The organism is Tenuibacillus multivorans (assembly GCF_900103915.1).
Lineage (GTDB): Bacteria > Bacillota > Bacilli > Bacillales > Alkalibacillaceae > Tenuibacillus > Tenuibacillus multivorans.
Genome location: NZ_FNIG01000003.1, coordinates 218,258 through 231,392, shown reverse-complemented (window position 1 = coordinate 231,392; position 13,135 = coordinate 218,258). Strand labels below are relative to the sequence as shown.

Annotated in this window: 12 protein-coding genes and 1 other annotated feature (1 of these 13 only partly in view); of the genes, 10 read left to right on the top strand and 2 right to left on the bottom strand. The window is 37.6% G+C overall.

Features of this window, described 5'->3' with window-relative positions:
* Nucleotides 1-30: 30 nt before the first annotated feature.
* The 3 genes from clpX (at nucleotide 31) to yihA (ending at nucleotide 4,424) form a co-directional block, all read left to right on the top strand.
* Nucleotides 31-1,308 (top strand): ATP-dependent protease ATP-binding subunit ClpX, encoded by a 1,278-nt coding sequence (gene clpX / locus BLP77_RS06110; RefSeq protein WP_093856236.1) that lies wholly within the window; start codon nucleotides 31-33, stop codon nucleotides 1,306-1,308.
* Between the two features lie 211 nt (nucleotides 1,309-1,519).
* Nucleotides 1,520-3,841, top strand: coding sequence for an endopeptidase La (lon, locus tag BLP77_RS06105; protein WP_093856235.1), 2,322 nt, complete (start codon nucleotides 1,520-1,522; stop codon nucleotides 3,839-3,841).
* 1 nt (nucleotide 3,842) lies between these two features.
* Nucleotides 3,843-4,424 carry a ribosome biogenesis GTP-binding protein YihA/YsxC gene (gene yihA / locus BLP77_RS06100; RefSeq protein ID WP_093856234.1) on the top strand — a complete coding sequence of 194 codons (582 nt, stop codon included), beginning with the start codon at nucleotides 3,843-3,845 and terminating at the stop codon, nucleotides 4,422-4,424.
* A gap of 66 nt (nucleotides 4,425-4,490) precedes the next feature.
* Here yihA and BLP77_RS06095 read toward each other — a convergent pair whose 3' ends face one another.
* The gene (locus tag BLP77_RS06095; protein ID WP_093856233.1) at nucleotides 4,491-4,970 is read right to left on the bottom strand and encodes a LiaI-LiaF-like domain-containing protein; all 480 of its coding nucleotides are present in this window, start codon (nucleotides 4,968-4,970) and stop codon (nucleotides 4,491-4,493) included.
* Nucleotides 4,971-5,166: 196 nt separating this feature from the next.
* On the opposite strand from BLP77_RS06095, the gene hemA reads away from it, so the two are divergent.
* The 7 genes from hemA (at nucleotide 5,167) to BLP77_RS06060 (ending at nucleotide 12,624) form a co-directional block, all read left to right on the top strand.
* Nucleotides 5,167-6,537, top strand: coding sequence for a glutamyl-tRNA reductase (gene hemA, locus BLP77_RS06090; protein WP_093856232.1), 1,371 nt, complete (start codon nucleotides 5,167-5,169; stop codon nucleotides 6,535-6,537).
* Nucleotides 6,538-6,554: 17 nt separating this feature from the next.
* Nucleotides 6,555-7,391 (top strand): cytochrome C assembly family protein, encoded by an 837-nt coding sequence (locus BLP77_RS06085; RefSeq protein WP_093856231.1) that lies wholly within the window; start codon nucleotides 6,555-6,557, stop codon nucleotides 7,389-7,391.
* Nucleotides 7,392-7,393: 2 nt separating this feature from the next.
* Entirely contained in the window at nucleotides 7,394-8,326 is a 933-nt protein-coding gene (gene hemC / locus BLP77_RS06080; RefSeq protein ID WP_093856230.1) for a hydroxymethylbilane synthase, read from the top strand.
* Nucleotides 8,326-9,108 (top strand): uroporphyrinogen-III synthase, encoded by a 783-nt coding sequence (locus tag BLP77_RS06075; protein ID WP_093856229.1) that lies wholly within the window; start codon nucleotides 8,326-8,328, stop codon nucleotides 9,106-9,108. The genes hemC and BLP77_RS06075 overlap by 1 nt, the downstream gene beginning before the upstream one ends.
* Nucleotides 9,101-10,078, top strand: coding sequence for a porphobilinogen synthase (gene hemB, locus BLP77_RS06070; protein WP_093856228.1), 978 nt, complete (start codon nucleotides 9,101-9,103; stop codon nucleotides 10,076-10,078). The genes BLP77_RS06075 and hemB overlap by 8 nt, the downstream gene beginning before the upstream one ends.
* A gap of 14 nt (nucleotides 10,079-10,092) precedes the next feature.
* Nucleotides 10,093-11,382, top strand: coding sequence for a glutamate-1-semialdehyde 2,1-aminomutase (gene hemL / locus BLP77_RS06065; protein ID WP_093856227.1), 1,290 nt, complete (start codon nucleotides 10,093-10,095; stop codon nucleotides 11,380-11,382).
* Between the two features lie 153 nt (nucleotides 11,383-11,535).
* Nucleotides 11,536-12,624: a LysM peptidoglycan-binding domain-containing protein gene (locus BLP77_RS06060; RefSeq protein WP_093856226.1), complete on the top strand. Its 1,089-nt coding sequence runs from the start codon at nucleotides 11,536-11,538 to the stop codon at nucleotides 12,622-12,624.
* Here BLP77_RS06060 and BLP77_RS06055 read toward each other — a convergent pair.
* On the bottom strand, nucleotides 12,621-12,809 hold the full coding sequence (locus BLP77_RS06055; RefSeq protein ID WP_093856225.1) for a hypothetical protein: 189 nt from the start codon (nucleotides 12,807-12,809) through the stop codon (nucleotides 12,621-12,623). The genes BLP77_RS06060 and BLP77_RS06055 overlap by 4 nt on opposite strands.
* Nucleotides 12,810-12,988: 179 nt before the next feature.
* Nucleotides 12,989-13,135: a binding site (T-box leader), on the top strand (it continues 80 nt past the right edge of the window).

Below are 13,135 nucleotides of genomic sequence, written 5' to 3'. Positions count from 1 at the left end.
GATACAGATTATATTTTATGGGGTGAAAGCATGTTTAAGTTTAACGAAGAAAAAGGGCAGCTTAAATGCTCATTTTGCGGTAAAACACAAGACCAGGTTCGCAAGTTAGTTGCTGGCCCAGGTGTTTATATATGTGATGAATGTATTGATCTTTGTACAGAGATCGTTGAAGAAGAACTTGGCTCAACTGAAGCTGAGGAATTTAAAGAGGTACCTAAACCAAGAGAAATCTGTGAGATTCTTGATGATTATGTAATCGGCCAAGAGCAAGCTAAAAAATCATTATCTGTTGCGGTTTATAACCACTACAAACGTATTAACTCAAATAACGTCAAAAACGATGAGGTTGAATTAGCTAAAAGTAATATTTTATTACTTGGACCAACTGGTAGTGGTAAAACATTATTAGCTCAAACATTAGCAAGAATTCTAAACGTACCATTTGCAATTGCCGATGCCACGTCACTTACTGAAGCGGGTTATGTCGGCGAAGATGTTGAAAATATTTTATTAAAACTAATTCAAGCAGCTGACTATGACGTTGATAAAGCTGAAAAAGGGATTATTTATATCGATGAGATTGATAAAGTAGCGCGTAAGTCGGAGAACCCTTCAATCACACGTGATGTATCGGGTGAAGGGGTACAGCAGGCTTTACTTAAAATTCTAGAAGGCACCCAAGCAAGTGTACCGCCACAAGGTGGACGTAAACATCCACATCAAGAATTCATCCAGATTGACACAACAAATGTTTTATTCATCGTCGGTGGTGCTTTTGACGGTATTGATCAAATTATAAAACGTCGTTTAGGTGAGAAGGTCATTGGTTTTGGTGCGGAAGCTAAAAATGCTGAAGTACAAGAAGAGGATTTATTAACTAAAGTTCTCCCTGAAGACTTATTACGATATGGCTTAATTCCAGAATTTATCGGTCGTTTACCGGTTATCGGCAGCCTAGAACAATTAGATGAAGACGCATTAGTTGAAATCTTAACGAAGCCTAAAAATGCATTAGTTAAACAATATGAGAAATTATTTGATATTGATGATGTTGAATTAGAGCTTGAGGAAGAGGCTTTACGCGAGGTTTCGAGAAAAGCCATCGAACGTAAAACAGGAGCTCGTGGTTTACGTTCGATTATTGAAGACATTATGTTAGATGTTATGTTTGAATTACCTTCACGTGATGACATTGAGAAATGTATCATTACACGTGATACGGTTAAGTTAGATAACGGTAAACCGAAGCTTGTGATGAAAGATGGTTCGGTTGTGGATCAAAACGAAGAGCCTAAAGAAAGTGCTTAATTTGAATGAATTGTGATTTCACTTAGAGCTCGCCATTTTTTTGGCGAGTTTCTTTATTTCTATAACAAATTTTGTACATACTAATGGTGTGATCTGATTTCATGGAGTATGATGAAATGAAGTCTTACATAAGGCTCACCATTATAACAATTTACAAGTTATTAGTAATTCTATATGATAAGGTTACGGAAAAATATGGAGGTGTTCACCTTTGGATAACGATAAGAAAACAGAAATCCCCCTCCTACCATTGCGTGGTGTTGTTGTCTATCCAGCAATGGTTATGCATTTAGATGTGGGAAGAGAAAAATCAGTTAAAGCATTAGAACAGGCCATGATGGATGACCATCATATACTTTTAGCAACTCAGAGTGAAACATCGTTGGATCATCCATCAAAGGATGACATATATTTAACGGGAACCGTTGCACATATCAAACAGATGGTCAAATTACCAAATGGTACAAGACGTATATTAGTTGAAGGCTTGAAGCGAGCAGAAGTGCAATCTTTCGAAAATGAAGATCCTTACTTTTCGGTTACTTATGAAGAGCTAGAAGAAGAGCATGGAGACGGAGTAGAAGAACAAGCTCTCATGCGGATGTTAATCGATGATTTTCATGAATTTACTAAAATATCTAAAAAGTTAAACCAAGATACTTATAATACCGTTAAGGATATCACCGAACCCGGTCATTTGACTGATATGGTGAGTTCACATTTATCATTAAAAATTCAGCATAAACAACGTATTTTGGAAATTGTATATGTTCCTGAGCGTTTAGACTATATCATGCATCTCATAAAAAATGAAAAAGAAGTTTTAAGCATGGAGAAAAAGCTTGGTCAACGTGTGAAGCGCTCCATGGAGAGAACACAACGTGAATATTACTTACGTGAGCAGCTTAAGGCGATTCAAAAGGAACTTGGTGAACGTGATGGAAAAACCGGTGAGGTAGCAGAGCTTAAAGATCAAATTGATCAAGCTAATATGCCAGAACGAATTGAAAATGTAGCGCTTAAAGAATTAGATCGTTATGAAAAGGTGCCGCAAACCTCAGCCGAGAGTTCTGTTATTCGAAACTATATCGAATGGTTGGTTTCGATTCCATGGACGAAGGAAACGACCGATAACTTGGATATTAATCGGGCGGAAAGAATATTAAATGAAGATCATTATGGATTAGATAAGGTAAAGGAACGGGTGTTAGAGTATCTCTCTGTTCAAAAACTGACTCAATCAATTAAAGGACCGATTTTATGTCTAGTTGGACCACCAGGTGTTGGTAAGACTTCACTTGCGAAATCCATTGCCCGGGCGATTAATCGTAATTTTGTCCGTATGTCATTAGGTGGTGTTAGAGATGAAGCTGAAATTAGAGGTCACCGCCGAACCTATGTCGGAGCGATGCCTGGACGAATCATTCAAGGAATGAAGAAGGCTGAAACGATTAATCCTGTTTTCTTATTAGATGAAATAGATAAAATGGCAAGTGATTTCCGCGGTGATCCATCCTCTGCTATGTTAGAGGTATTAGATCCTGAGCAAAATCACACCTATAGTGATCACTTTATTGAAGAGCCTTATGATCTTTCGAAGGTGATGTTTATTGCGACTGCTAATAATTTAGCAACAATCCCAGGACCATTATTAGACCGTATGGAAGTCATCTCTATTGCGGGATACACTGAAGTTGAAAAGCTTCATATATCGAAGGAACATCTTATCCAAAAACAACTTAAGGAAAACGGCTTAACAAAAGGGCAGCTTCAAATTCGAGATGACGCGATTTTAAAACTAATTAGAATGTATACGCGTGAAGCTGGAGTTCGTAACTTAGAGCGTCAATTTGCTTCACTGTGTCGTAAAGCAGCAAAAATCATTGTTTCTGAAAAACAGAAGCGCGTGGTGATTACGGAGAAGCGTTTAGAAGACTTATTAGGTAAACCTCGTTTCCGTTATGGACAAGCTGAGAAAGATCATCAAACTGGTGCGGCTACAGGGCTAGCCTATACACAGGCTGGTGGGGATACATTATCGATTGAAATCTCATTGGCTAAAGGTAAGGGTAAATTAACACTCACTGGTAAATTAGGGGATGTTATGAAGGAATCAGCTGAAGCGGCATTCAGTTATGTCCGTTCACGTACGGAGGAGCTTAATATCGATTCTGATTTTTATGAGAAATACGATGTTCATATTCACGTTCCAGAGGGGGCCACGCCAAAAGATGGTCCATCTGCCGGTATCACGATCGCAACAGCGCTCGTTTCTGCATTGACGAATCGCCCGGTACGTAAAGAGGTGGGAATGACAGGCGAGATTACATTACGTGGTCGCGTCCTACCGATTGGTGGACTAAAAGAAAAATCTTTAAGTGCGCATCGTGCTGGTTTAACAACAATTATTATACCAAAAGAGAATGACAAGGATTTAGAAGATATTCCTGAAAGTGTACGTGATGACTTAACCTTTATTAAAGTGAATCATCTCGATCAGGTGTTAGAACATGCCTTATTAGAGGAGAATTAGTATGAAAGTTAATCAAGCTGAAATCGTCATCAGTGCGGTTAGTCAAAAGCAATATCCTAATGAAAATCTGCCGGAGATTGCCTTGGCGGGTCGCTCGAATGTGGGGAAGTCTTCCTTTATAAATCGTATGATTCAGCGTAAAAGTTTAGCGAGAACATCTTCAAAGCCGGGAAAAACACAAACGCTCAATTTTTATAAAATCAATGATTCTTTCTTTTTTGTTGATGTACCTGGCTATGGCTATGCTAAAGTTTCCAAAAAAGAGCGTGAAGCATGGGGAAGAATGATGGAAGAATATTTTCAGTTACGTGAAACACTTGAAGCAACTGTCCTATTAACTGATATGCGTCACCCGCCTACCGAAGATGATATTATTATGTATGACTTCTTAAAGCACTTTGAGATACCTGTCTTAGTCGTGGCTACGAAAATGGATAAAGTTAAAAAAGGTAAACGTGACAAACATATTAAAATCATAAAGGAAGCATTAGATATCGAGCCGGAAGATCATCTAGTAACTTTCTCTGCTGAAACAGGAGAAGGTAAAGATGAGGCATGGAAATATATAAGGAAATTTCTTTAGGTAGAGAAGCTGATTCAATGATTGAATCAGCTTTTTCCATATATAATGGTTAATTACTCAAAAACCTTACTTTTTAAAGATTAAGACGGCACCGATGATGATTAAAAGTGCAGGCCAAAAACGTTCTAAATGATAAAAAGCATAATCGAACCAGTAAAACCAACCGGGCATAGCAATGGTTGTGATTGCAATAAATGATATAATTAAAAAAATGATACCGACTAATAGCCCTTGTTTCGTCTTTTGTGACTTCAATAAAAAAGCAAAACCGATAACGAGTGTATACATACCCCAATGATCAATCCACTTTGTACTATGTTCTAAGGCATGAAAATGAATTCCCAAACCTAATAAAATCACACCTGGAAAAATATGATCGTGCTGGTTATTACCATAACCATTGAATAAAAAGGCAATACCTAATATGATTAATATGGTCGGCCAAGTATCAAATCGTGATAAAAAGGGTATGGAATATTGTTGCAATAGAAAATAAATACCGATTCCAATTAGAATAATTCCTAGAAAAGATTTCTGTTGTTTCATTAACTCCGCTCCCAAATCAGTTTTCTTGAAGGCTCGACCTTGATGTGTTATCTTTACAATTAGTTATTAATAATAATTCTAATTTAATATTATCACAAATTTTCATATTATGTTCATGATTACGGGAGTAATAAAATAAGGTCTATTGGTATACTAACATTATAAAGAATGAACGTATAGATAAGGGGTGAAGGGTATGCATGTCATAGTTGTGAGTTTAAACTATCGGACAGCCCCAGTTGAGGTAAGGGAAAAGTTAGCCTTTCCAGAAAAACAAGTAAGTGATGCAATGGTCGCGTTAAATCAGGAAAAAAGCATTCTGGAAAACGTCATAGTATCAACATGTAATCGTACTGAAATATATGTTGTGGCAGACCAGTTACATACTGGTCGTTATTATGTGAAGCGTTTTATGGCTAACTGGTTTAATGAAGAAATTGATTTTGTCACCAATCATGTTGAAATTTTAGAGGATAAAGATGCAATCCAGCGATTATTCCATGTTTCTGCTGGATTAGATTCAATGGTATTGGGTGAAACGCAAATTCTAGGGCAGGTTAAGGATGCCTTTCAAACAGCTCAAGAATATGATGCATCTGGATTAATATTTAATCAATTATTTAAGCAAGTCATTACAACGGCAAAACGTTCCCATCGTGAAACGGAAATAGGAGAACACGCTGTTTCCATCAGTTATGCTGCTGTTGAATTATCGAAAACAATTTTCGATCAGCTTCAAGAACAACATGTCGTCATTCTTGGTGCTGGAAAAATGGGTGATTTGGCTGTTCAAAACTTATACGGCAGTGGTGTTGAGAAAATTACGGTAGTGAACCGTACGTACGCTAAAGCAGAGGAACTTGCCGCACGTTTTTCAGGCGATGCAAAATCATTAGATCAATTCGAAGAGGTCTTAGAAAATGCTGATATACTTATTGCCTCTGCTGGTGCCAATGATTTTGTATTAAATAAAGATCAAGTTGGTCGTGTGTTGAAAAAAAGACATGGCAAACCATTATTCCTTGTAGATATTGCTGTACCTCGTAATTTAGATCCTGAAATTGATGAGTTAGAAAATGTTTTCCTTTATGATATTGATGACCTACAAGGTATTGTCGATCAAAACTTAGAAGAACGTAAGAAAGCAGCGGCAGAAATTGAAACCATGATTTCAGAAGAGATAAAGGAATTTGAAGAGTGGCTAACGACACTGGGTGTTGTTCCAGTAATCTCAGCATTGAGAAATAAAGCGTTGGTGATTCAGGAACAAACAATGGCATCAATTGAGCGTAAAATGCCAGATTTAACCAATCGTGAACGCAAGGTGTTAAATAAACATACAAAAAGTATTATTAACCAAATGTTAAAAGAGCCTATTTTACAAGCAAAAGAAATGGCAGGAGAAGAGCACGCGGATGATATGCTGAAGTTGTTTATTCGAGTGTTTGGTATTGATGAAGAGGTGAAGCAAGAGTTAGAGAAGCAAAGTCAGAAACACCAAAGCCATGAAATGGTTCGACGCTCTCTTCCTGTTAAAAATTTAATTCAATCAATCCAACACAGTTAAGTTAAGGGGAAACTCCTATGAGTGCCTTTGAAGACTTTCGTATTTATGAATTAATCGTCATATTATATGCACTTAGTTTGATTATGTATTTTTATGACTTTGTTAAACAGGACCGGAAGGCAAATCAAATGGCCTTCTGGTTACTTTTATTGGTTTGGTTTTTACAGACCATTTTTTTATTTGGTAATATTTACGTAACAGGACAATTGCCTGTTTTTAGTATAATGGAGGGCTTATATTTTTACGCCTGGCTAATTCTATTAGTATCGATTGTTATTAACTATTTTTATAAGGTTGATTTTCTTGTATTTGTTATAAATGTCGTCGGATTCATTGTCATGATAATTTTCTTAGTGTCGCATTTGACGAATAGCGAAACATCAATAGGTGTTCAATTTATAGGTGAGATGCTCTTGGCTCATATTATTCTCGCGTTTTTAGCCTATACGCTTTACACGCTATCATTTGCCTTTTCAGTCTTGTATCTTTTTCAATTTAACATGCTGAAAAAGAAAAAATGGGGTCAAACATTAAAGCGATTAGGTAGATTGGGCCAAATGGAGAACTTATCGTACTTATTAATGGTATTATCAACTCCATTATTGTTTATTTCCTTGATTTTGGGGATAATTTGGGCATATTCGACAAACGATTTGTTTTATTGGTTAGATGCAAAGACAATCGGTTCGTTTATTGTCTTAGTGATCTATAGTATAATCTTGTATCGAAAAGCCACCAGGCAATCTGTCGGAAGAGATTATGCATTTTCAAATACCATTGCTTTTTCAATTTTGTTTTTAAATTATTTTTTATTCACTTTACTTTCCGATTTTCATTTTAAATTAGGAGGTTAACGATGCGAAAAATCGTGATAGGTTCAAGAAGAAGTAATCTAGCAATGACACAAACCGAGTGGGTGATTGACCAGCTAAAAAAACATACCGATCAATATGAATTCGAAATTAAAAAAATCGTAACAAAAGGTGATAAAATCCAAAACGTGACCTTATCCAAGGTTGGTGGGAAAGGCTTATTTGTAAAAGAAATCGAACAGGCGATGTATGGCCACGAGATTGATATGGCCGTGCATAGCATGAAGGATATGCCATCTCAGATGCCAGATGGTTTAAAGATTGCTTGTGTACCAGAGAGGGAAGATCATCGTGATGCGTTTATTTCAAACGATCATGTTAAATTAAAGGATTTACCGGATGGTGCCGTTATTGGAACGAGTAGTCTACGCCGTGGGGCGCAAATATTAGCTTATCGGCCAGATTTAAACATACAGTGGATTCGTGGAAATATCGAAACACGCCTGCGTAAATTAAAAGAAGAAAACTATGATGCTATTGTACTTGCAGCAGCTGGTATGAAACGTATGGGTTGGTCAACTGAGCTAGTGACTGAATTTTTAGAGCCAGAGGTTTGCTTACCCGCTGTTGGTCAAGGTGCGTTAGCGATTGAATGCCGTGAAGATGACCAAGAATTAGTTGATTTACTAAATGAAATTAATCATGAATATACGGAAACAACGGTAGCTGCTGAACGTAAGTTTCTCGGTATGTTAGAAGGTAGCTGTCAAGTACCGATTGCGGGATATGCGGTAAGAGAAGGTGATGAGATTGTACTAGATGCACTTGTATCATCACCTGATGGAAACGTTTTATTACAAACTCAAAAACGCTCTAAGGATCCAATTCAAGCTGGTGAAGATGCAGCTAATGAATTGATCAAACAAGGTGCTAAAGATTTAGTCGATGAAGCCAAAAGAGAATTGGATGAAAGATAATGTCGTTTCTATTAGATAAACATATTTTTCTTTCGCGGGATGAGGAGAAAGCTTCTGATTTTATTGACCTCCTAAATGAAAAGGATGCTAAAATTTCTGCGTTACCCTTAATTAAGTTTGAAAGTACAGATTTAGACGAGAGTCAAGCATTATTCAATCAATTGAGAGACTTTGATTGGATTGTGTTCACAAGTGCGAATGGTGTTGAGTATTTTTTTCATCACTTAGAGAATCATCGTTTGTCTATTGAACCGTTAAAGCAGCTAAAAATGGCAGTCGTGGGTACAAAGACAGAACAAACGCTTCAGCAGTTTGGTTTTAATGCTGATTTTATTCCTAGTCATTTTGATGCTGAACATTTTAGTCGGGAATTTACCGAACGCTATCACCCCCGTCATGTTTTAATGATTAAAGGTAACCTATCTCGTCGAGTCATTGATGAGGCCTTTGATCGTGTAGGTTGTCATTATGAAAATATGTATGTCTATCGAACGCTGACAAATGCCGAGATACAAAAGCCACTAAATCATTTAGTTGACCAGCAGGAGATTGATGCTTGGGTCTTTACATCACCATCATCAATTGAAGCGTTCTTTAAACTAATAAATCATCGAGGTGCAAGTGTGCTAGGAAAACCTTGTTTTTGTATTGGCCATACGACTGAGATCAAGGCTAAAGAATATCGTTTTAAACATACATTGGTTCCCGATGTTTTTACTCTAGAAGGTTTAGCCTATAAAGTCATAGAGTATTACGCTCGAAAGGAGTCTAAGAATGAGTGATTTACAGTTTGATCGTCACCGACGTTTAAGAATTTCAGAAAATATGCGCGCACTAGTTCGGGAAACACAGCTTCATACAGAAGATTTGATCTATCCGATTTTTGTTCTTGAGGAAGAGGGAAAGAGGAGTGAAGTGCCATCCATGCCAGGGATTTATCAATTATCATTAGATTTACTTCTTGAAGAAATCGAAGAAGTCGTTCAATTAGGCATTCGTTCTGTCTTACTTTTCGGTGTACCAAAGGAAAAGGATGCCGTTGGTTCTGAAGCTTATAATGATGATGGGATAATCCAACAGGCGACACGTTTGATTAAAGAACATTACCCTGATTTAATTGTTGTAGCTGATACTTGCCTTTGTGAATATACGGACCATGGACATTGTGGTGTCATTCACGAGCATTTTGTTGATAATGATGAATCGTTACCGTTATTAGTCCAAACCGCTATTTCACAAGCTAAAGCTGGGGCTGATATTATTGCTCCTTCTAACATGATGGATGGATTCGTAGCTGCTATCAGAAAAGGTCTTGATGATGCTGGATTTGAAAATATCCCAGTCATGTCATATGCGATCAAATACTCATCAGCATTTTATGGCCCGTTCCGTGATGCAGCAGGAAGTACGCCACAGTTTGGTGATCGTAAGACCTATCAAATGGACCCGGCTAATCGACTGGAAGCACAACGTGAAGCGGAATCAGATATTCAAGAAGGGGCAGATCTTCTCATTGTGAAGCCGGCGATGACATATTTAGATATTGTACGAGAAGTAAGAGATCGTTTTAATCTTCCAGTAGTGGCTTATAATGTTAGTGGTGAGTATTCGATGGTTAAGGCAGCCGCACAAAATGGTTGGATTGATGAAAAGGAAATCGTATTAGAAAAGTTGACATCGATGAAACGAGCAGGAGCAGACTTAATAATGACTTACTTTGCTAAAGATGTAGCAAGGTGGATTCAAAATTAAAGGAGGATAATCCGATGAGTAATCATGCAAAGTCTAGGGAATTATTTGATGAAGCTATTGATCTTTTCCCAGGTGGGGTAAACTCTCCTGTCCGTGCCTTTAAATCGGTTAATATGGATCCGATTTATATGAAGGAAGGTAAAGGCTCAAAAATTTATGATGTTGATGGGAATGAATATATTGACTATGTTCTTAGCTGGGGACCATTAATCCTGGGGCACGCTCATGAACAAGTGATCTCGACCTTAAAAAACGTGATGGAAAAAGGGACAAGCTTTGGCGCGAATGTAGAATATGAAAATAAGTTAGCCAAACTTGTTATAGACCGAGTACCGTCAATCGAAATGTTACGTATGGTCAACTCAGGTACCGAAGCAACGATGAGTGCATTACGTTTAGCACGCGGTTATACGGGTCGAGATAAAATCCTAAAATTTGAAGGAAACTACCATGGCCATGGTGATTCTCTATTAATCAAAGCTGGTTCTGGTGTTGCTACATTAGGTTTACCTGATAGCCCTGGCGTCCCATCATCTATTGCACAAAACACGATTACCGTTCCGTATAATGATCAGGATAGCGTGGCCTATGCATTTGAACAATATGGGGATGATATCGCGGCTGTAATTGTTGAACCTGTATCAGGAAACATGGGAGTTGTCCCGCCAATAAACGATTTCTTATCGTTCTTAAGAGACATGACGGAAAAGAACGGGTCACTATTAATTTTTGATGAAGTGATGACGGGCTTCCGTGTTGGATATCATTGTGCTCAGGGTCATTTTAATGTCACTCCCGATTTAACTTGTTTAGGTAAGGTTATTGGTGGAGGCCTACCTGTAGGTGCTTACGGTGGTAAACGTGAGATTATGGAAAAAATTGCGCCTACTGGAGATATTTATCAAGCTGGTACATTATCCGGTAACCCATTAGCTATGGCAGCAGGGTATGAAACGTTAAATCAATTAACTGAACAATCCTACAAAGATATCAGTCAAAAAGCAGATCGGTTAACAGAAGGCTATCAACATGCTGCTGAAAAACACGGTGTGCCACTACAGGTTAATCGAGCTGGTTCTATGTTAGGCTTCTTCTTTACTAATCAAGACGTGATAAATTTTGAAACGGCCCAAACGTCTGACGTTGATTGGTTCGCGAAATATTATCGTTCAATGGCTGATCAAGGCGTGTTTTTACCGCCATCACAGTTTGAAGGTGTATTCTTATCGACGGTTCATACAGGTGAGGATATTGAGCAAACAATTAAAGCCGCCGATCAGGCATTTAACTCATATAATGGATAAAGTTATGGACTCTCACATTTATGTAAGGTGTGGGAGTTTTTTGTACCGTTAATTAATGGTTTTCCTCCCTATGAGATTTCTATAATGAGTTCTTTTTCGATACAAGTTGTCATATATTTAGTGGTAAAAGGACAATTGTGAGGAGGAAGCGCATTGAGTACACAGGAAAACGAGCCAATGTTATTTGACCTGCACGAACAAATTACGTTTCGTCAAGGTGAAGAAATTGATGATTTGTACGGTATATCCATTCAGCCGGATGTTAACGTTATAAAAGAATCTAGTTACATCCAGTTGCGTGGTGTATTAATGGTTTCAGGTGACTATCAATCCTTACCCCGAGAAGAACCAATGCTATATGTTGACAATCATGAAGATGACGAAAATTATGTTCAGCAAGTAAAAGCACTCGATAACGGATTTACGACCTTCCAATATCCAATCCCTGTCGACATTACATTGCCAAGTAATCGTGTCGCTGAGATCAATGAACCTGATGTTGAGGTAGAATACTTTGATTATGAATTACCTGAACCAGGTAGTCTCCATGTTTATACTAAAATTCGATTAATCGGGGTTGAGGTGGCTAAGGAGGAAGCACGGCACGAAGAAACTCATCAAGAAACAGAGGTCAATTATGACTTTGAATTAAAAGAAGTACCTAGCTTTGAAGCTGAGGAGTTAGGTGCGAGTGAACTTGAAACAGATCTTGGTGAAGTACCGGAAGTGAATGTGGAAGAAGAACCAGCTGAAAACGAAGATAAAAAGGGACGTGATTTTTGGAAGAAAGAAAAGTCACAATCTCTAAATGAGTTTTTTAATAAAAAAGAAGATAAGAAGGATTTTAAAGAAGAATATAATGAAGAGTATGACAATGAACAGTATGAAAATGTAGAGTATCAAGATAATATGGATTATGAAGAAGAAGAATACGCTGAAAAAGACGATTATCATGAGCCTGAACAAGAGTATGAAGACGATGGTAAAGAGGATGGTGAAGAAAAGCCTAAGAAAAAGAAAGGCTTTGGTTTAGGCTATTTATCTAGTTTTTTCCGTGAAGATGAACCTGAAAGAGTAAGCGTTAAAATGCGTTTTGTACAAGAGAACGAAACTTTAGAATCGATTGCAAATGCATATGAAGTGTCGGTCTATAATTTAGAACGAATAAATGGACTTGAATCCGGAGACGAACTACACGCCGGGGATGTGTTATACGTTCCTTATGAAAAGAAAAGCAGTTAAATCCATTCTAAGTAAAAGCTAATAAATAATCCGACAAGTAAGCCGGTTAAAAATACATCAAGTGATGTTGGGAATAACAGGGTCCGTACCAATTGAAAAATCATGATTGGTAACGTACATTTTTCAATAATAAATATGCAATGTCTGGCCCAGGGTGGTAGGCGATAACGATAATACCTAGCCATTAGTCTCCTCCTCTCTATTACACGATATGAAGAAGAGGGAAGATGCGTGTTATATTTTAATCTTTTTTCTAAGGTGGATGACGTCAGTCCACCTTTTATTTTTTTAGCCTATTTTATTGAAAATAATTGACTTATTCAGTAAAATACGTATAGAATAAGAGAACAAATCCTATAATGTTTTTAAATGCTTGTAAGAGAGGAGTACAAGTTGGATTCCGACAGAAAGGGGAGCGTTTGCTGAGAGCTTCCTGGGTATGATGGCTTGGAAGGTCGCTCTGAATATGCAGATTCATTGAACGTGTTAGTAGATGAATCCGGGAAAACCG

Excerpts from the sequence above, each read along its gene's own strand:
- clpX (WP_093856236.1), top strand. The coding sequence starts at position 31 with ATGTTTAAGTTTAACGAAGAAAAAGGGCAGCTTAAATGCTCATTTTGC.
- yihA (WP_093856234.1), top strand. The coding sequence starts at position 3,843 with ATGAAAGTTAATCAAGCTGAAATCGTCATCAGTGCGGTTAGTCAAAAG.
- BLP77_RS06095 (WP_093856233.1), bottom strand. The coding sequence starts at position 4,970 with ATGAAACAACAGAAATCTTTTCTAGGAATTATTCTAATTGGAATCGGT.
- hemA (WP_093856232.1), top strand. The coding sequence starts at position 5,167 with ATGCATGTCATAGTTGTGAGTTTAAACTATCGGACAGCCCCAGTTGAG.
- BLP77_RS06085 (WP_093856231.1), top strand. The coding sequence starts at position 6,555 with ATGAGTGCCTTTGAAGACTTTCGTATTTATGAATTAATCGTCATATTA.
- hemC (WP_093856230.1), top strand. The coding sequence starts at position 7,394 with ATGCGAAAAATCGTGATAGGTTCAAGAAGAAGTAATCTAGCAATGACA.
- BLP77_RS06075 (WP_093856229.1), top strand. The coding sequence starts at position 8,326 with ATGTCGTTTCTATTAGATAAACATATTTTTCTTTCGCGGGATGAGGAG.
- hemB (WP_093856228.1), top strand. The coding sequence starts at position 9,101 with ATGAGTGATTTACAGTTTGATCGTCACCGACGTTTAAGAATTTCAGAA.
- hemL (WP_093856227.1), top strand. The coding sequence starts at position 10,093 with ATGAGTAATCATGCAAAGTCTAGGGAATTATTTGATGAAGCTATTGAT.
- BLP77_RS06055 (WP_093856225.1), bottom strand. The coding sequence starts at position 12,809 with ATGGCTAGGTATTATCGTTATCGCCTACCACCCTGGGCCAGACATTGC.